Annotated in this window: 19 protein-coding genes and 1 tRNA gene; 13 read left to right on the top strand and 7 right to left on the bottom strand. The window is 71.4% G+C overall.

Features of this window, described 5'->3' with window-relative positions; genetic code table 11:
- Window positions 1–63 precede the first annotated feature (63 nt).
- Window positions 64–774, bottom strand: coding sequence for a tRNA (guanosine(46)-N7)-methyltransferase TrmB (trmB, locus tag FB467_RS09810; protein ID WP_228393233.1), 711 nt, complete (start codon window positions 772–774; stop codon window positions 64–66).
- Window positions 774–2,624 (bottom strand): translation elongation factor 4, encoded by a 1,851-nt coding sequence (lepA, locus tag FB467_RS09805; RefSeq protein WP_228393232.1) that lies wholly within the window; start codon window positions 2,622–2,624, stop codon window positions 774–776. Before lepA ends, trmB begins: the two co-directional genes overlap by 1 nt.
- A 227-nt stretch (window positions 2,625–2,851) precedes the next feature.
- On the opposite strand from lepA, the gene FB467_RS09800 reads away from it, so the two are divergent.
- From FB467_RS09800 to FB467_RS09780, 5 genes are read left to right on the top strand one after another with little or no spacing between them, the layout of a single operon-like run.
- Entirely contained in the window at window positions 2,852–4,336 is a 1,485-nt protein-coding gene (locus tag FB467_RS09800) for an FAD-linked oxidase C-terminal domain-containing protein (protein ID WP_141784931.1), read from the top strand.
- Window positions 4,336–5,559 (top strand): FAD-binding oxidoreductase, encoded by a 1,224-nt coding sequence (locus FB467_RS09795; protein WP_141784930.1) that lies wholly within the window; start codon window positions 4,336–4,338, stop codon window positions 5,557–5,559. Before FB467_RS09800 ends, FB467_RS09795 begins: the two co-directional genes overlap by 1 nt.
- A complete protein-coding gene (locus tag FB467_RS09790; protein WP_141784929.1) occupies window positions 5,559–6,896 on the top strand; it encodes a (Fe-S)-binding protein in 1,338 nt (445 codons plus the stop codon). Before FB467_RS09795 ends, FB467_RS09790 begins: the two co-directional genes overlap by 1 nt.
- A 3-nt stretch (window positions 6,897–6,899) precedes the next feature.
- Complete coding sequence (locus FB467_RS09785; protein ID WP_141784928.1) at window positions 6,900–7,307, top strand: YjbQ family protein; 408 nt, start codon at window positions 6,900–6,902, stop codon at window positions 7,305–7,307.
- Window positions 7,308–7,312: 5 nt separating this feature from the next.
- The gene (locus FB467_RS09780; RefSeq protein WP_170230657.1) at window positions 7,313–8,104 is read left to right on the top strand and encodes an alpha/beta fold hydrolase; all 792 of its coding nucleotides are present in this window, start codon (window positions 7,313–7,315) and stop codon (window positions 8,102–8,104) included.
- A 43-nt stretch (window positions 8,105–8,147) separates the two neighbouring features.
- Here FB467_RS09780 and FB467_RS09775 read toward each other — a convergent pair whose 3' ends face one another.
- Together FB467_RS09775 and FB467_RS09770 are read right to left on the bottom strand one after the other, a co-directional pair.
- Complete coding sequence (locus tag FB467_RS09775) at window positions 8,148–8,723, bottom strand: DUF402 domain-containing protein (RefSeq protein ID WP_141784927.1); 576 nt, start codon at window positions 8,721–8,723, stop codon at window positions 8,148–8,150.
- Window positions 8,724–8,750: 27 nt separating this feature from the next.
- Entirely contained in the window at window positions 8,751–10,547 is a 1,797-nt protein-coding gene (locus tag FB467_RS09770) for an L-lactate permease (RefSeq protein WP_141784926.1), read from the bottom strand.
- A gap of 133 nt (window positions 10,548–10,680) precedes the next feature.
- Between FB467_RS09770 and FB467_RS09765 the strand changes: the two genes are divergently transcribed.
- Both FB467_RS09765 and FB467_RS09760 read left to right on the top strand, forming a co-directional pair.
- Window positions 10,681–11,439, top strand: a complete 759-nt coding sequence (locus tag FB467_RS09765) for an IclR family transcriptional regulator (protein ID WP_170230655.1) — start codon at window positions 10,681–10,683, stop codon at window positions 11,437–11,439.
- A 12-nt stretch (window positions 11,440–11,451) separates the two neighbouring features.
- Entirely contained in the window at window positions 11,452–11,997 is a 546-nt protein-coding gene (locus tag FB467_RS09760; RefSeq protein WP_141784924.1) for a type II toxin-antitoxin system PemK/MazF family toxin, read from the top strand.
- Here FB467_RS09760 and FB467_RS09755 read toward each other — a convergent pair.
- On the bottom strand, window positions 11,994–12,899 hold the full coding sequence (locus tag FB467_RS09755; RefSeq protein WP_141784923.1) for a hypothetical protein: 906 nt from the start codon (window positions 12,897–12,899) through the stop codon (window positions 11,994–11,996). The genes FB467_RS09760 and FB467_RS09755 overlap by 4 nt on opposite strands.
- A 37-nt stretch (window positions 12,900–12,936) precedes the next feature.
- On the opposite strand from FB467_RS09755, the gene FB467_RS09750 reads away from it, so the two are divergent.
- From FB467_RS09750 to FB467_RS09725, 6 genes are all read left to right on the top strand, one after another.
- Entirely contained in the window at window positions 12,937–13,149 is a 213-nt protein-coding gene (locus FB467_RS09750) for a hypothetical protein (RefSeq protein WP_141784922.1), read from the top strand.
- Between the two features lie 73 nt (window positions 13,150–13,222).
- Entirely contained in the window at window positions 13,223–13,711 is a 489-nt protein-coding gene (locus FB467_RS09745; protein WP_141786588.1) for an RNA polymerase sigma factor, read from the top strand.
- 74 nt (window positions 13,712–13,785) lie between these two features.
- Window positions 13,786–14,370 carry a methylated-DNA--[protein]-cysteine S-methyltransferase gene (locus FB467_RS09740; protein ID WP_228393244.1) on the top strand — a complete coding sequence of 195 codons (585 nt, stop codon included), beginning with the start codon at window positions 13,786–13,788 and terminating at the stop codon, window positions 14,368–14,370.
- Window positions 14,371–14,395: 25 nt separating this feature from the next.
- Window positions 14,396–15,010 carry a DNA-3-methyladenine glycosylase I gene (locus FB467_RS09735; protein ID WP_141784920.1) on the top strand — a complete coding sequence of 205 codons (615 nt, stop codon included), beginning with the start codon at window positions 14,396–14,398 and terminating at the stop codon, window positions 15,008–15,010.
- Window positions 15,011–15,134: 124 nt separating this feature from the next.
- Window positions 15,135–15,692 (top strand): type IV toxin-antitoxin system AbiEi family antitoxin domain-containing protein, encoded by a 558-nt coding sequence (locus tag FB467_RS09730; protein ID WP_141786587.1) that lies wholly within the window; start codon window positions 15,135–15,137, stop codon window positions 15,690–15,692.
- Window positions 15,689–16,747 carry a nucleotidyl transferase AbiEii/AbiGii toxin family protein gene (locus tag FB467_RS09725; RefSeq protein WP_228393231.1) on the top strand — a complete coding sequence of 353 codons (1,059 nt, stop codon included), beginning with the start codon at window positions 15,689–15,691 and terminating at the stop codon, window positions 16,745–16,747. Before FB467_RS09730 ends, FB467_RS09725 begins: the two co-directional genes overlap by 4 nt.
- On the opposite strand, the gene FB467_RS09720 is transcribed toward FB467_RS09725, so the two are convergent.
- Window positions 16,739–16,811, bottom strand: a tRNA-Ala gene (locus FB467_RS09720). The genes FB467_RS09725 and FB467_RS09720 overlap by 9 nt on opposite strands.
- A 107-nt stretch (window positions 16,812–16,918) precedes the next feature.
- Window positions 16,919–17,815: a prolipoprotein diacylglyceryl transferase gene (lgt, locus tag FB467_RS09715; protein WP_141784919.1), complete on the bottom strand. Its 897-nt coding sequence runs from the start codon at window positions 17,813–17,815 to the stop codon at window positions 16,919–16,921.
- Between the last annotated feature and the right edge of the window lie 4 nt (window positions 17,816–17,819).

Genomic DNA, 17,819 nt, shown 5'->3' with positions numbered 1-17,819 from the left:
CCGGCCGTACCTCAGAGTCCCCCTCGCCCGCGCGGCGGCTACCTCAGGAGCGCCGGACGGGTCCTAGCCGAGCCGCTGGTAGGCCAGGTCGGTGATGCTGCGTCCCGCCGCGATGCCCTTGCGCTCGAACCGGGTGACCGGACGCAACGGCGCCCGCTCGGTCGACACCAGCTCGAACCGGTCGTCGGCGTCGAGCACCCCGCGCATGTGGTCGGCGTAGTCCGCCCAGTCGGTCGCGAGCCGCCACAGACCACCGGGGGCCAGCACGCGGTGCACGGCGTCGGCGAACGGCGGGGCCACCAGCCGGCGCTTGTGGTGCCGGTTCTTGGGCCACGGGTCGGGGAAGAAGGTCCACACCTCGTGCACCTCGCCGGGCCCGAGCAGGGTGCCCAGCGCCTGTCCCGCGTCGACCTCCACGAACCGGATGTTCGGCAGCGGGTCCTCGCCCATCCGGGCCATCGTCTGGGCGATGCCTGGACGCCACACCTCCAGCGCCAGGAAGTCCCAGTCGGGGCGCTCGGCGGCCCCGTGGCGCAGGGCGTCACCTGAGCCCGAGCCGATCTCGACCACCAGGGGCGCCAGCCGGCCGAACTCGCGCTCCCGGTCCAGCCGGTAGGCCGGGTCGACGGTGGTCACCCCGGCGTCCCCGTCGGGGGGCACCTGCACGACATACCGCGGGGACAACCGGTCGTATGCCGCATGGTGCCGGGGCGGCATCCGGTCGCCCCTGCGGGTGAACGAGCGGGTACGGGCGAGCCGCGGTCCGGTGCTCACTACTTCTTCGCCTTTTCCCCGCTGTCCTGGGAGAGGGCGGCGATGAAGGCTTCCTGCGGCACCTCGACGGAGCCGACCATCTTCATCCGCTTCTTGCCCTCCTTCTGCTTCTCCAGCAGCTTGCGCTTGCGGCTGATGTCACCGCCGTAGCATTTGGCGAGCACGTCCTTGCGGATCGCCCGGATGGTCTCGCGGGCGATCACCCGGGAGCCGATGGCGGCCTGGATCGGCACCTCGAACTGCTGCCGGGGGATCAGGTCCTTGAGCTTGCCGGCCATCATCACGCCGTAGGCGTAGGCCTTGTCCCGGTGCACGATCGAGCTGAACGCGTCGACCGTGTCGCCCTGCAGCAGGATGTCGACCTTGACCAGGTCGGCCACCTGCTCCCCGTCGTTCTCGTAGTCGAGCGAGGCGTAGCCCTTGGTGCGGGACTTCAACGCGTCGAAGAAGTCGAAGACGATCTCGGCCAGCGGCAGGGTGTAGCGCATCTCGACCCGTTCCGGGGACAGGTAGTCCATCCCCTTCAGGGTGCCGCGGCGCGACTGGCACAGTTCCATGATGCTGCCGATGAACTCGCTCGGCGCCAGGATCGTGGCGCGCACGACGGGCTCGGTGATGGAGGCGACCTTCCCGCCCGGGAACTCGCTGGGGTTGGTGACCTCCACCTCGGTGCCGTCGTCCAGCTGCACCTGGTAGACCACGTTGGGCAGGGTCGAGATCAGGTCGAGGTCGAACTCGCGCTCCAGCCGCTCCCGGACGATCTCCAGGTGCAGCATCCCCAGGAACCCGACGCGGAACCCGAAGCCCAGAGCGGCCGAGGTCTCCGGCTCGTAGACCAGCGCCGCGTCGTTGAGCTTCAGCTTGTCGAGGGCGTCGCGCAGGATCGGGTAGTCCGAGCCGTCGATCGGGTACAGCCCGGAGAACACCATCGGGCGCGGGTCCTTGTAGCCACCCAGGGCCTGCTCTGCCATCCGCCCGGCACCGGTGACGGTGTCACCGACCCGCGACTGGCGCACGTCCTTGACCCCGGTGATCAGGTATCCCACCTCCCCGACGCCCAACCCCTGGCTGGGCACCGGCTCCGGGGAGATCACCCCGATCTCCAGGAGCTCGTGGGTGGCCTTGGTGGACATCATCGAGATCTTCTCGCGCGGCGACAGGCTGCCGTCCACGACCCGGACGTAGGTGACCACGCCGCGGTAGGTGTCGTAGACCGAGTCGAAGATCATCGCCCGGGCGGGCGCGGCGGCCTCCCCGACCGGGGCCGGGACCTCGGCCACGATCCGGTCCAGCAGCTCCTCCACGCCCTCGCCGGTCTTGCCGGACACCCGCATGACGTCCTCCGGCTCACAGCCGATCAGCCCGGCCAGTTCCTCGGCATACTTCTCCGGCTGCGCGGCGGGCAGGTCGATCTTGTTGAGCACCGGGATGATGGTGAGGTCGTTCTCCATCGCCAGGTAGAGGTTGGCCAGGGTCTGGGCCTCGATGCCTTGCGCCGCGTCCACGAGCAGGACTGCGCCCTCGCAGGCGGCCAGCGACCGGCTCACCTCGTAGGTGAAGTCGACGTGCCCCGGGGTGTCGATCATGTTGAGCACGTGCGCCGTGGTCCCCACGTCCCACGGCATCCGCACGGCCTGCGACTTGATCGTGATGCCGCGCTCGCGCTCGATGTCCATCCGGTCCAGGTACTGCGCGCGCATCTGGCGCTGCTCGACGACACCGGTGATCTGCAGCATCCGGTCGGCCAGGGTGGACTTGCCGTGGTCGATGTGCGCGATGATGCAGAAGTTGCGGATCACCTCCGCCGGGGTGGCAGCCGGCTTCGGCACGGAGGGGGCCAACGGGGACACGCGACAGGAACCTCGGGATCGTGGAGCGGGAGTACAGCGGCCCCGCCAGTCTCCCATGCAGCGCGTCCCGACCCCAATCAGCGCCACGCCCCCGGGTGCCTGTACGGTACGTTTCGTATGGTAGCGATTCGATTCCATTGAGTGGAATGTTGTGATGGCGCCGGGCCCGGACTACCGTCCGTCACGACACCACGACAAGATGGTCTGACCCAACCGGAGGTGACCAGATGAGCCAGCCACAGGGCGACACCGCAGGCACGGCCGCCGACGTTCTCGAGGACCTACGGGGGCACCTGCCCGAGGAGTGCCTCATCACCGATCCCACCCGTCTGGCGGCATACGACTGCGACGGTCTCGCCGCCTACCGGGTCCAGCCCGCGCTCGTCGTGCTGACCGACACCCCGGAGTACGTCCGGCGCGCCGTGCAGGCCTGCGCCGCGCACCGGGTGCCGTTCGTCGCCCGCGGCTCCGGCACCGGCCTGTCGGGTGGGGCGCTCCCCCACGCCGACGGGGTGCTGCTGGTCACCAGCCGGCTGCGCACGCTGCACGAGATCAGCGCGGCCGACCAGCGGGCGGTCGTGGACCCGGGCGTGATCAACCTGCAGGTCTCCAAGGCCGCCAACCCGGAGGGCTACTACTTCGCCCCCGACCCCTCCAGCCAGCAGATCTGCTCGATCGGCGGCAACGTCGCCGAGAACTCCGGCGGTGCGCACTGCCTCAAGTACGGCTTCACCGCCAACCACGTGCTGGCCCTGGACGTGGTCACCCCCGAGGGTGAGGAGGTCACCCTCGGCACCCGGGCCCCCGACGCCCCCGGCTACGACCTGGTGGGTGCGTTCGTCGGGTCCGAGGGCACGCTCGGGGTCGCGACCGGGGTGACCGTCCGCCTGGTCCGTCTGCCGCAGGAGGTCCGCACCATCCTGGCCGGTTTCGAGGACACCGACCAGGCCGGCGCGGCTACCAGCGCCATCATCGCCAGCGGCATCGTCCCCGCGGCCATCGAGATCATGGACGCCCTGGCCATCGAGGCCGCCGAGGCGGCCGTGAGCTGCGGCTACCCCGAGGGCGCCGGGGCGGTGCTCGTGGTGGAGCTCGACGGCCCCGCCCAGGAGGTCGCCCACGAGTTCGACGCCGTGGAGCAGATCTGCCACACCGAGGGCTGCTTCGAGCTGCGGGTGGCCACCGACGCCGCCGACCGGGCCGCGATCTGGAAGGGCCGCAAGTCCGCCTTCGCCGCCGTCGGACGGATCAGCCCCGACTACATCGTGCAGGACGGCGTGGTGCCCCGGACCGCGCTGCCGCAGGTGCTGCGCCGGATGACCGAGATCTCGGCCGAGAAGGGCGTGCGGGTGGCCAACGTGTTCCACGCCGGCGACGGCAACCTGCACCCGCTGGTGCTGTTCGACGGGTCCGTCGAGGGCGAGACCGAGCGGGCCGAGGAGGTGTCCGGGGCCATCCTGGACCTTTGCCTGGAGCACGGCGGGTCGATCACCGGCGAGCACGGGGTGGGTGCCGACAAGGCCAAGCACATGCCCAAGATGTTCACCGCCGACGACCTGGACACCCAGCAGATGGTGCGCTGCGCGTTCGACCCCGACGGCATCGCCAACCCGGGCAAGGTCTATCCCACCCCCCGGCTGTGCGGGGAACGTCCGGGTCGGCATACCGGCCCCCACCCGTTGCAGGCACAAGGATTGGCGGAGATCTTCTGATGAGTCTGCTGGACGAACTCGGCGCGCTCTGCGAGGTCCGTGAGCCCTGGCCAGGCGACCTGGTCGACGGCCTGCGGCCCCAGGTCGTGGCCCGCCCGGCCTCCACCGCGGAGACCTCGGAGGTGATGCGGTTCTGTCACGAGCGGGGCCTGGCGGTGACCGTCCGCGGCGGCGGCACCAAACAGACCTGGGGTATGCCGCCCGCCCGCCTGGACGTCATCGTGGAGACCCTGCGGATGGACCAGGTGGTCGAGCACGCGCACGGTGACCTGATCGCCACGGTCGGCACCGGGCTGCGGCTGGCCGACCTCGACCGCGTGCTGCGGGAGAACGGTCAGCAACTGATCATCGACGACCTCGTCGGCGGCTCCACCATCGGCGGGGCGGTCGCGACCAACCAGTCCGGCCCGCGCCGGATGGCGGTCGGCGCCGCGCGGGACCTGCTCATCGGGGTCACCGTGGTGCGGGCCGACGGCACGGTCGCCAAGTCCGGGGGCAAGGTCGTCAAGAACGTCGCCGGCTACGACCTGTGCAAGCTGCTCACCGGCTCGTTCGGGACCCTGGGCGTGCTGACCGAGGTCACCTTCCGGCTGCACCCGGTGACCGCGGCCAGCCAGTGGGTCTCCGTCGACGTCGACCCGGGCGAGTTGGCCGGCCCCGTCGAGCGGGTGCTGCACTCCCAGCTGGTGCCGACGGCCCTCGAGGTCGACCACGCCGGCGGGACCGGACCGGTCAGGGTGGCCGCGCTCTTCACCGGCACCGAGGAGGGCGTGGCCTCGCGGGTCACCGCGGCCAAGGAACTCCTCGGCGCCGGCGCCGGGGAGACCGACGCGACGTGGACGGGGCGGTTCCCGTGGCTCGGCGATGACGAGCCGAGCACCGACGTCGCGGCGCTCAAGCTCACCTGCCAGCTCAGCAGCGTCCCGGCCCTAGTGCAGGAGACCGCGCGGCGCGGGGTCGCGGTCCGCGGCTCCGCCGGCGCCGGGGTCCTCTACGCCGCGGCACCGATGACCGACCTCGCGGACACCGTGGCCGGGTTGCGTGGGTGGTGCCTGCGCCACGGCGGCAGCCTGGTGGTGCTGGACGCCCCCGGCACCGACAAGACCACCCTCGACGTGTGGGGCTCCGACTCGGTCGGCGGCCTGGAGATCATGCGCCGGGTCAAGCACGAGTTCGACCCGACCGGCGTGCTGTCGGTCGGGCGCTTCGTAGGAGGAATCTGATGGGTCACGACCAGGTCCAGCTCGGCATCCCGGGCGTGCGCGGGGAGGGCCAGCCGGCGTTCGACGCCCACCGCCCGCCCAGCAAGGAACTCATCGACGACTGCGTCCACTGCGGGTTCTGCCTGACCACCTGCCCCACCTACAACCTCTGGGGCGAGGAGATGGACAGCCCCCGCGGCCGGATCCACCTGATGCAGGCCGGGCTGGAGGGCTCCCCGCTCACCGACTCGATGGTCGGGCACTTCGACGCCTGCCTGGGCTGCATGGCCTGCGTCACCGCCTGCCCCTCCGGGGTCCAGTACGACCGGCTCATCGAGCAGACCCGGGCGCAGGTGGAGCGACGCCACGACCGCACCCCCAAGGAGAAGGCGCTGCGCGCGGCGATCTTCTCGCTGTTCCCCTACCCCAAGCGGCTGCGCCTGCTCCGCGGCCCGCTGCGGCTCGCGCAGAAGGTCGGTGCCGACCGGGCGCTGGCCAAGACCGGGCTGCTGGAACGGATCAGCCCCGAGTTGGCCAGCATGCAGTCGCTGGCCCCCCAGCTGGGCAAGGCCGAGAAGGTGCCGGAGCGGACCCCGGCGATCGGCGAGCGCCGCGCCGTGGTCGGCATGCTGACCGGGTGCGTGCAGCGGGAGTTCTTCCCTGGGGTCAACGCCGCCACCGCGCGGGTCCTGGCCGCCGAGGGGTGCGAGGTCATCGCGCCCGCCCGGCAGGGGTGCTGCGGTGCGCTGAGCACCCACGTCGGACGCGAGGAGGAGGGCCAGCGGTTCGCCCGCGCCCTGATCGACACCTTCTCCGAGGCGGCGGTCGACTACGTCGTGGTGAACTCGGCCGGCTGCGGGTCCTCGATGAAGGAGTACGTCCACCTCCTCTCCGACGACCCGGCGTATGCCGACCGCGCCCGCGAGTTCTCCTCCCGGGTGCGCGACTTCGCCGAGATCATCGCCGAGCTCGGCCCGGTCGCCCCCCGTCACCCGATCAACGCCGTGGCCGCCTATCACGACGCCTGCCACCTGGGGCACGCCCAGGGCATCCGGAACCAGCCCCGCGAGCTGCTGCGCGCCATCCCAGGGCTGGAGGTGCGGGAGATCCCGGACGCCGAGATCTGCTGCGGCAGCGCCGGGGTCTACAACATCCTCAACCCCGAGCCGGCCAAGGAGCTGGGCGACCGCAAGGCCGCCAACATCGCCTCCACCGGGGCCGAGCTGCTGATCACCGCCAACCCCGGGTGCCTGATGCAGGTGGCCAACTCCCTGGAGCGGGCGGGCAAGAGCATCGGCATGGCGCATACCGCGGTCGTCCTCGACGCCTCGATCCGCGGGGTTCCGCTGGAGGCCTGAACCGTGGACAGCCAGGTGCGCACCTACCGGACCGGTGGCGAGGAAGTGGTGCTCGACATCACCGCCGACGCCGCGGGCTTCGTCGGCGACCGCGGCGACGGGCTGCTGCACGTGTTCGTCCCGCACGCCACGGCCGGCCTGGCCATCCTGGAGACGGGGGCCGGCAGCGACGATGACCTGCTCGCGGCGCTGCGCGACCTCCTGCCGGCGGACGACCGGTGGATCCACCGGCACGGCAGCAGGGGGCACGGTCGCTCCCACGTCATGCCGGCGCTGATCCCGCCCTACGCCACGGTCCCCGTCCTCGACGGACGCCTGGCCCTCGGGACCTGGCAGAGCCTGTGCCTGGTCGACCTCAACATCGACAACAGCGACCGCCAGGTCCGCTACTCGTTCCTGGGCGGCCGCTGATCCGGGTGTCCCCACAGTTCGTGCTGCGCGACGGCGTCCGGATCGCGGTCACCGACCGCGGTGGCGACGGCCCCGCGGTCGTCCTGCTGCACGGGCTCGCCGGGAGTTCCCGGGAGCTACTACCGACCGCCGACGCCCTGACCCCGGACCACCGCGTGGTCCTGGTCGACCAGCGGGGCCACGGACAGAGCACCCGCCGACCCGACGACTGCTCCCGGGAGGCATTCGTCGACGACGTGATCACCGTGGTCGAGCGCCTGCTGCCCGGCGAGCGGGTCCGACTCGTCGGCCAGTCGATGGGTGCCCACACGGCCTTCCTCGTCGCCGCGGCACGGCCCGACCTGGTCGACCGGCTGGTGATGCTCGAGGGCCACGCGGCCGGCAGCGACGACCCCCACGAGGCCCGCGCACTGGGCGACTTCTTCCGGTCCTGGCCGCTCCCGTTCGCGGACCTGCCCGCGGCCAGGGAGGCTCTCGGCGACTCCCCCATCGCCCGCGCCTGGGTGGAGGACCTCGAGCGCACGCCGGAGGGCCTGCGGCCGCCCTTCGATGCCGACATCATGGAGGCCACCATCGCCGCCGTGCAGGTCCCGCGCTGGCGGGAGTGGGAGAGCCTGGCCGTCCCGACCGTCGCGGTGTTCGCCGCCCATGGCATGTTCGAGCCGGAGCAACGCGACGAACTGATCCGCCGCCGCCCCGCAACCACCCGGGTCGACCTGCCCCACGGGAGCCACGACGCCCACCTGGACGCCTTCGAGGACTGGATCGCCGCTCTCCGGGACGCGCTCCGGCCGTGACACCGGCCGGTGGGCCAGCCGATGACGCCACCGGGGCGTCGCGCTATGTCGGGGCCGGCAGCTCCCGGGTGAGCTCGCGCCACGGCCCGACAGTCTGCTCCAGGGACCAGGCCACGCCCGCGCGCAGCTCCTCGACCACCCGGGCGCACTCCCGCTCGGCCGCCGCCACGACGTCGTCGGGATAACCGAACTGCAGGCGGTGCTCGGCGAACTCGTCCTCGTCCTCCACGTCCACCGCGCCGGCGAAGGTCTGCACGACGTCGAGGTCCAGGTCGACGGCGCGCACCACCGGCGGGGACGGGACGTCACCCCCGGGGTCCGTCCGCGGCGGACCGATCTCCGGCGGCGTGCTGATGTCGACGTAGCAGCGCCACCGGAACCCCGCGACCTGCTCGTAGAAGGTCGCGACGAACCACCGGCTACCGGCGGGCAGCAGCATCACCTGGGTGCCGTCGGTGCTGAACCCGGCACCGGGTCGGGAGAACCGAGTCCCCTCGGGTACCCCGACCCAGTGCCCGTGTTCGTCTGCTCCGAGGTGGGTCAACGGTGTCTGGGCCGCCCAGTGCGGGTGCTCCCCCCACTTGGTGAAGGCCATCCGCACCGGTGTCCCCGCATCCACGGGAACACCCTGCCACTCCTGCCGGGGTCAGGCCACCTTGGCCGAGATCTTGGCGTCGTGGGCGAACATCCAGCGGGCGATCGCGGCCAGCGCGACCAGCAGCAGCACGAACAGGATGGTGCCGACGTTGAAGCCGATGCCGTGGATCATCATGAAGCCGATGGAGCCGGCCGCGAGGCAGTAGTAGCTGGTGACCAGGACCGTCTTGCGGATCAGGTCACCCTCCCGGCCCAGCAGTCCGACGGTCGCCGACGCGGCCACGATGTTGTGGATCGCGACCGGGTTACCACCCGCACCACCGACCGCCTGGGTCGCGACGACCTGCTCCGGCGGGACCCCGATCTCGTTACCCGTCGACCACTGGAACTGGGAGAAGGTCAGGTTGGACACCGTGTTGGACCCGGCCACGAAGGCACCCAGCGCGCCGATCCACGGGCTGAACACCGGCCAGCTGTCGCCAGCGATGCTCGCCACACCCTGGGCCAGCACGACGGGCATGCTGTCCAGCCCGGAGTCGTTGATGCCGGACTGGATCAGGATCCGCACCAGCGGCACCGCGAACAGCAGCGCGACCGCGGTCCCGGCCAGCTGCAGACCGGACACCTTCCAGGTCTCGGCGATCTGCTGGCCGTTCATCCGGTAGAGCAGGTAGCTGAGGACGGAGACCACGATGAGGATGAAGCCGGGCGAGTAGAACAGGTCGACGTTCGTGCTGATCCCCTCCACCCCGAGGATGTTCTTGATCTCGATCCGGGTGGTCCCGGCGGTGGTCAGGAACTGGGTCAGCGGGTCGATGATCCGGGTCAGGACCAGGATGACGGCCAGCGCGATGTAGGGCGCCCACGCGGTCACCAGGTTCATCTCCCGGTGCCGGCTGTCGTTGTCCAGGTGGTCGGTGTCGATCTTGCCCATCCACCGGGAGTCCCAGGTGTCCCGCGGAGCGAACTCGAAGGTGTCCTTCGGCATCAGGAAGCCCTTGCTGGAGGTGAACATCACCAGCGCCAACCCGATCAGGCCGCCCAGCAAGGAGGGGAACTCCGGGCCGAGGACGAGGGCCACGAGCACGTAGGGCACGGTCATCGCCAGGGACGCGTACAGCGCGAACGGGGCCACCTTCAACCCCTCGGCGAAGCTGCGCCGCTCCCCGAAGAAGCCGGTGAGCATCACGGCGAGGATCAGCGGGATGAGCAGGCCGACCATCGCGTGGATCAGCGCGACGTGGAAACCGATCTCGGCGACATACTCGGAGTAGCTGACCCCCAGCTCGGAGAGTCGCTCGGACATGCCCGGGGAGTTCTCCCCCATGCCGTTGGCCACACCCACCAGGATCGGCGTGCCGACCGCCCCGAAGCTCACCGGCGTCGACTGGATGATCAGGCCGACCATGACCGCCGCCATGGCCGGGAAGCCCAGCGCGAGCATCAACGGTGCGACCACGGCCGCCGGGGTACCGAAGCCGGACGCGCCCTCGATGAAGGAACCGAACAGCCACCCGATGATGATCGCCTGGACGCGACGGTCCGGGGAGATGTTGTCGAAGCCCGCCCGGATGCGGCTCATCGCGCCGGAGGCGATCACCGTGGCGAGCAGGAGCAACGCGCCGAACACGATGTACAGCAGGGTGGCGGCCACGATGAGGCCCTCCAGGCTCGCCGCGGCCAGCGCCTTCGGCTCCATCTCCCAGGCCAGCCAGGCGATGACCAGGGCGACCACGTAGCCGACGGGCATGGCGTACTTCGCGGGCCACCTGAATCCGGCCAGCAGGACACCCACCACGAGGATGGGTGTGAGGGCCAACAGGCTCAGTACTGCGAGGTTATCCACGACGGCAGTCCTTTCGAGGGGCTATATTCCACATCATGGGTATGGCATTTCACCGTTCTGGCTCGGAATCCTGTCCGCCGGCTCACCGCCCGTCAAGCGACCTGCCGGACCGTGGCCGGATCGAGACCTTCCGATGAGCACCGAGCGCGGCAGGGGCGTGCAGTCCGTGGACCGCGCGCTGGACGTCCTGGAGGCGCTGGTCGGCCACGAGGGCGCCCTCGGCGTCACCGACATCGCGCGCAGGGTGGGTTTGCCGCAGGGCACGGTGCACCGGCTGCTGCTCACCCTCGCCGACCGCGGGTACGCCCGGCGGGAGGCGGACCGCAAGTATGCCGTGGGGGTCGCCGCGCTGCGGCTGGGGGACGCCGGCTACCGCGAGCTCGCGGCCCTCGCGACCGAGCACCTGCGCGCCCTCGTCGACCTGTCCGGCGAGACCGCCAACCTGGCCCTGCTGGAGGGCGACCGGATGGTCTACATCGCCCAGTCCCCCTCCCCGCACACCCTGCGCATCTTCGCCGAGGTCGGCCGGCGCGTCCCCATCCACTCCACGTCGGTCGGCAAGGCGGTGCTGTCGGTGATGGAGCCCGACCGGGTCTCCTCCCTGGTCCGCAAACTCACCCTGGAGCCACGGACCCCGCACACCGCCGCCACGACCGAGGAGCTCCTGGCCCGGGTCGCCCAGGCCCGCGAGGAGGGCTTCGCCCTCGACGACGAGGAGCAGGAGCTCGGGGTGCGGTGCGTCGGCGTGCCGCTGCCCCCGGTCGGGGGCCTGTTCGCCGCCGCCTCGGTCAGCGGCCCGAGCGACCGGTTCACCCTGGCCCTGGCGCGCGAGGTCGGGGCCAAGCTGCCGCAGACCGTGTCGGACCTGGCCGCGGTCCTGGGCGACCGGTAGCCTCCCGACCCCATGAGCGCACCCGCCGGTCTCCGCAGATTCCTGCAACACGCCGTCGCCGCGGCCCGGTCCGCCGCACGTGCAGCCACGCAGAAGGGCCGCCGCGGCGGCCGGGACGGCCGTCGCCCCACCGGGGGTCCCGGGTCGTCGGCCGGGTACCCCGGTGACTTCACGGGGGCGCCGCAGATCAGCTACACCCCGGTCGAGGACGGGGAGCCCGACCCCGGTGAGGTGGTGTGGACCTGGGTCCCGTTCGAGGAGGACCACTCCCAGGGCAAGGACCGGCCCGTCCTGGTGATCGGCCGCGACGACCGGTGGCTGCTGGCCCTGCAGATGACCAGCAAGGACCACGACCGGGACGCGGCCGACGAGGCCCGGTGGGGCCGCTATTGGGTCGATGTCGGCGCCGGCGGATGGGACCGCGAGCGCCGTCCAAGCGAGGCCCGCGTCGACCGGATCCTGCGCATCGACCCCGGCGCGGTCCGCCGTATCGGCGCGGTCCTGGACCGGGACCGGTTCGAGGAGGTCGCCTCCGCCGTCCGGGAGCGGACAGGTTAGCCGTCGAACCCGTCCCGCAGCTCCTCCAGCGTGCCGGTGCGGGCGCCGTCGACGGCGGTCCGGAACTGCTCGACGGTGAACACCCCCGGATCACCGGTCAACAGCAGGAAGGTCCCGTCGCGGACCGCGCCGTAGCCCACGGCGTACCTCCCCTGGACCGTCGCGGTGTCGCCCGAGGCCTGACAGTCACCGTCCTGCACCAGGCGCGCCACGTCGCGGACCAGGTCGCACGGGTCCTGCCCGGCCGCCGGCAGCAGGAATCCGTCGGGAAAGCCCGATGCCCCCTCCTCCGGGGTGATCGACAGCGAGATGTAGTCGGTCCCGTTGTCCGGGTCGGTGAACGCCCACGACGAGCGGAGCAGGTAGCCGGGCAGGTCGACCACCAGCACGGGGTCGACACCCACGGAGGCGAGTGAGTCCAGCCGTTGCTGCGCGCGCTCCCGGGTCGCCCACTGCTGCCCGCCCGCCACCAGCCCGATCACGAGCACGACCGGCAACACGCGGGCCACCCAGCCGCGGCCCGGCTGCAGCACCCAGTGGGCCAGCGGTGCCAGGACCGCCCCGACCAGCGTCCACGCCCACCAGGGCGCCAGCCCCTCGTGCCCGCGCACGGCGAGGACCTCCTGTCCCGAGAGCACCAGGCCGCCGGCCCCCACGAAGCCGAACAGGGTGGTGAGGAAGACGGGGCGCAGGTGCAGCAGCCGGAGCACCACCAGCGACGCGGCCGCCGCGAGCGTAGTCGCGATCATTGCGACGAAGGGCGCGCCGAGGCACTCCCCGATGGTGTCGCAGTCATCGGTGGTCGGCCGCCAGGCGAGCCACAGCAGCACACCGCCGATCGCCCCGAGCGCTGCGAGCAGTCCGAGCGCGGTGGGGCCGGTACGGGCGCGGGGGTCGGTCACCGGAGCATCCTCACACGCCCGGGTGCATGATGGGTGGATGGACGAAGCAGACCCGCTCGCCGCCCTGGACCGGTGGAGCGCCTTCGGGGGCGTATGGCGTGTGCTCGCCTCGGACGGGGACGTCGCCACGGTCTCGCTGTGCCGGTGCGACGGCGGCGAGGAGGTCGAGCGGCTGGTCGTGCGGGACCCGCGGGCGCTGGCCCACCTGGCGACCCACCCCTCGAGCGAGTCCGCCGGGTCGACGTCCTGACCGGCCGCTGGGCCCCGGTGTCCGGAGCGGACCTCACACTTGGCCCGGACCCGGCGACTACCCGGTGATGAGCATGCAGACCCCCTTCGAGCAGGCAGTGACCGAGCACGGACCGACCGTGCTCCGGGTCTGCCGGGCCGCCCTGGGGCCCGGACCCGATGCCGACGACGCCTGGTCCGAGACCTTCGTGGCGGCCCTGCGGGCCTGGCCCGACCTGCCGGCCGACACCAATGTCCAGGCCTGGCTCGTGCGCGTCGCGCAGCGGCGCACGATCGATGTCCTGCGGGCCCGGCAGCGGCAGCCGGTGCCGACCGACGACCTGCCCCAGGGGGTCAGCAGCCTCGGCAACCCGGACACGGACCACCACGACCTGTGGGCCGCGGTCGCAGGCCTGCCCGAGCGGCAGCGCCTGGCCCTGGCCTACCACTACCTCGGCGGGCTGCCGCACACCGAGACCGCCGCGCTGATCGGCGGGACACCCGCCGCCGTGCGCCGCGCCGCCGCGGACGGCATCCGCCGGCTGCGGAGCAGCTACCCGACCGATCACGACGAGGAAGGATGACCCCGGTGAACCACGCCCAGACCACCCACGGATCGCGCGACGGAGCCCACGACGGGACCCACGACGGGGCCGACCTGGGCGGACGGCTCGAGCCCACGGCATACGACGTCTCCCGGCTGCACGAGCGGCTCGGGGCCGCGGCCGAGGCGGAGGGGCTGCTCGACGTGGCCTACCGCACGGTCGACTCCCCCGTCGGCCCCCTCCTACTGGCCGCGACCCCGACCGGCCTGGTCCGGGTCGCCTACGAGGTCGAGGGATTCGACGCGGTCCTCACCACGCTGGCGGCCCGCATCAGCCCCCGGGTCCTGCGGTCCTCCCGGCGGCTCGACGCGGCGGCCCGCGAGCTCGAGGAGTACTTCGACCGGCGGCGCACCACCTTCGACCTGCCGCTGGACCTGAGCCTGTCCTCGGGGTTCCGGCAGGTGGTGCAGCGCTACCTGCCGCAGATCGCCTACGGCCACACCGCGACCTACGGACAGGTCGCCAGGGACGTGGGCAACCCGCGGGCCAGCCGCGCCGTCGGCACCGCGTGCGCCACGAACCCGCTGCCCGTGGTCGTCCCCTGCCACCGGGTGCTGCGCGGCGACGGCTCGCTCGGGGGCTACCTCGGCGGGCCCGAGGCCAAGCGCACCCTGCTGGGGCTGGAGCGAGCGGCCTGACTGTGCCGCGAGGCACAATCGCAGCATGGACCCCGACGCTCCCGCCGATGCCGCAGTGGTCGTCGGTGACGACGGACTGGCCCGCCCCGCGTGGGCGGCGACCGACCCCCTGCTGCGCGCCTACTACGACACCGAGTGGGGGATGCCGGTGCGTGACGAGCAGGGACTGTTTGAGCGGATCAGCCTGGAGGCCTTCCAGGCCGGGTTGTCCTGGGCCACGATCCTGCGCAAGCGACCGGCCTTCCGTGCCGCCTTCGACGGGTTCGACCCCGAGGTCGTGGCCGGCTACACCGAGGAGGACGAGGCGCGGCTGCTGGCCGACGCCGGCATCGTGCGCAACCGGGCCAAGATCCGGGCCACCGTCACCAACGCGGCCGCCACGCTCCGCCTGCGGGACAAGGGCGGGCTGGTCGACTTCGTCTGGTCCTTCCAGCCGGCCCAGACGCCCCGCCCGCGGACCGTGGAAGAGATCCCGACGACCTCACCGGAGAGCGTGGCCCTGTCCAAGGCGCTGCGCCGCGAGGGCTTCGTCTTCGTCGGGCCCACCACGATGTTCGCCCTGATGGAAGCGGTCGGCATCGTCGACACCCACCTGGTCGGCTCGCACCGGCGCGGCACGTCGGGGGTCTGGCCGAGCTGAACTGCTGCGCCAAGAAGCAGCGGGTGCAGGCAACGGCCAGAGGCCTCGGGCACCCGGTTTGACACAATTCGTTATCAGGTATGCTTACGTGTATACGTTTTGTACCAGGTGGAGGGTGGCGGCGATGGCGACATTAAGGCCGGGCTCGGCCGAGGAGGCCGGCCTGTCGCGCAGCGGTCTGTACCGTGCGGTGCGCGAGGGACGGTTGACGCGGGTCGCTCGCGGCATCTACCTACCGGCGGATGCGGATGTGGCGGACTGGGACTGGATCGAGGCCGCGACTCGTCGCCCGAACGCGACGATCTGTTTGGCGTCGGCGCTCGCTCATCATGAGTTGACCGATGAGATCCCCGCCGCGTTGGATATTGCGATCCCACGCGGGTCGCGCACACCGGCGAGCGATGGCGCTATCGCTTGGCATCAGTTCGACCGTGCCACGTTTGACATCGGCCGGAAGGAAATCCCGATTCCGGGCACGGATCAGACGGTCTGGATCTACTCGCCCGAGCGGTCGATCGCGGACGCATTCCGCCTGCGTGGCGAGGTCGGGTACGAACTGGCGCGGGAGGCATTGAAGGAGTGGCTGCGCCGCGGCGGAAAACCTGCTCGACTGATGGAGATGGCCTCTCGCCTCCCCCGGGCGCAGTCTCCCGTCCTCCAGGCTCTAGAGGCGTTGGCATGAGCCCAGGCGATGAGGTGTTCCGCCGCATCCAGTCCGCGGCACGGTCGGCAGCGGCGAAGACCCGGGTGGGTCCGCCGACGCAGGAGTATCTGATCCGGCACACGCTGGAGTCGTTCCTGGATCGCCTCACGCGCACGGCCCATGCCGATGACTTCGTGCTCAAGGGCGGGATTCTGCTGGCGGCCTACGGGGTGCGGCGCCCGACGAAGGACGCCGACGTGAACGCCATCGGAGCAGACATCACCGCCGACCACCTCATCGCGGTGGTCCATGACATCGTCGCGATCGAGGCCGATGACGGGGTCGCGTTCGATCTCGACTCGGTCAGCGTTCAGGAGATCCGCGAGCACGCCGACTACCCAGGGTTCCGGGTGCGAGTCGGCGCGTCGATCGGGCCGTGGAAGGGCACCGCCGCGTGGGATGTCTCCAGCGGAGATCCGATCGTGCCCGCTCCCCGCAAGGTGTGCATCGATCGCGTCGTGGGTGACCCGATCGTGCTGCTGGGCTACGCATCGGAGACCACGATCGCCGAGAAGGGCGTCACCATCCTGGAACGGGGATCACCGGCACGAGGTGGCGCGACTACGTCGACATCGTCCAACTCGCCCGGCAGGGCATCAACGCTGCCGAGCTGCTCCGCTCTGCGCGAGCCGTGGCCCGCTACCGCGGCGTTAGCCTCGAACCCATCACACCGCACGTCGTCGGCTACGGACAGATCGGCCAGGCCAAGTGGGCTGCCTGGCGTCGCAAGGAGCGACTGGAGGCGGTCTGCGAAGTGGACCTCGATCAGCAGATGGCGCTGGTCGCCTCCTACCTGGATCCCGTGTTCAACCACGGTGACACGCAGCCTCGCATATAGCGCGCGTCCGCCGGCGAGGCGAACCGGGCCACGCTGCTCGAGGCTTACTACCCCCGACGCCATCGGCCGTGACCGAGCCGAACTCAACGAACCCTGGGCCAGCATCGCCAGGCAGAACAACGACAGAGGCCGCCCTCTCGGGCGGCCTCAGCAAGCGTCGTGTGCACTGTCGGTCAGACCACAAGGGTGGAGCTGAGGGGACTCGAACCCCTGACCCCCTCCATGCCATGGAGGTGCGCTACCAGCTGCGCCACAGCCCCTTGTTTGGGACGCCCGAGTTTACCCACAACCACGGGCCAATCACCAAATCGGCGGCGCCACCTGTGACCGGCGCCTCACGCCTTCGCGCGGGACGACCTGGCCCGGCTCAGGACGCGTCCTTCTCGGCCTCCGGCCCGGCCGCGTCCGCTCCCTCGTCAGTCGCCTCGTCCGGTCCCCCGACCCCGGCGCGTTCGACCCACGGTTCGCGGCCCTGGTGCCGGGCGTGCAGCACCAGGAACAGGGTGATGCCGGCGACCACGAAGAGCAGCGCAGTGACCTGGTTGGTGCGCAACGGCCCCACCAGGTAGCTGACGTCGGTGCGGATGCCCTCGATCCAGAACCGTCCGGTCCCGTAAACCACCAGGTAGAGCGAGAACAGCTTGCCCCAGCCGAGCTTGAAGGTGCGGTCCAGCCAGAGGAGCAGGAGGCAGCCCAGGGCGTTCCAGGACAGCTCGTACAGGAAGGTCGGTTGGAAGGTCGCGACGTCCGGGTACTCCGCGGGGCGGTGCTCCGGGTCGATCTCCAGGCCGAGCGGGCCGTCGTCCGGGCCGCCGTACAGCTCCTGGTTGAACCAGTTGCCCAACCGGCCGACCGCCTGGGCCAGGATCAGCCCGGGCGCCAGCGCGTCGGCGAACGCGCTGATCCGGGCACCGCGCCTCCAGGCGACGAAGGCCGCGCCCAGCCCACCGCCGAGGACCGCCCCGAAGATGGCGATCCCGCCCTCCCAGATGTAGAGCACCTTGATCAGGTCGCGCCCAGGGCCGAAGTAGGCGTCCCAGTGGGTGAGCACGTGGTAGATCCGGGCGCCCACGATGCCGGAGGGGATCGCCACCACCGCCATCGACTCGAAGGTCTCGGGCAGGCCACCGCGGGCGACCCAGCGCCGGCGGCCGATGATCCAGGCCAGGATCATCCCGGCCACCAGGCACAGCGCGTAGAAGCGGATGGTGAGCGGCCCGATCTCGATCAGGTTGATGCCGGGGCTGGGGATGGAGGTGAGCATGCCG

Source organism: Ornithinicoccus hortensis, assembly GCF_006716185.1.
In the GTDB taxonomy this organism is placed as follows: domain Bacteria; phylum Actinomycetota; class Actinomycetes; order Actinomycetales; family Dermatophilaceae; genus Ornithinicoccus; species Ornithinicoccus hortensis.
This window is presented reverse-complemented; position numbering and strand designations above follow the sequence as displayed.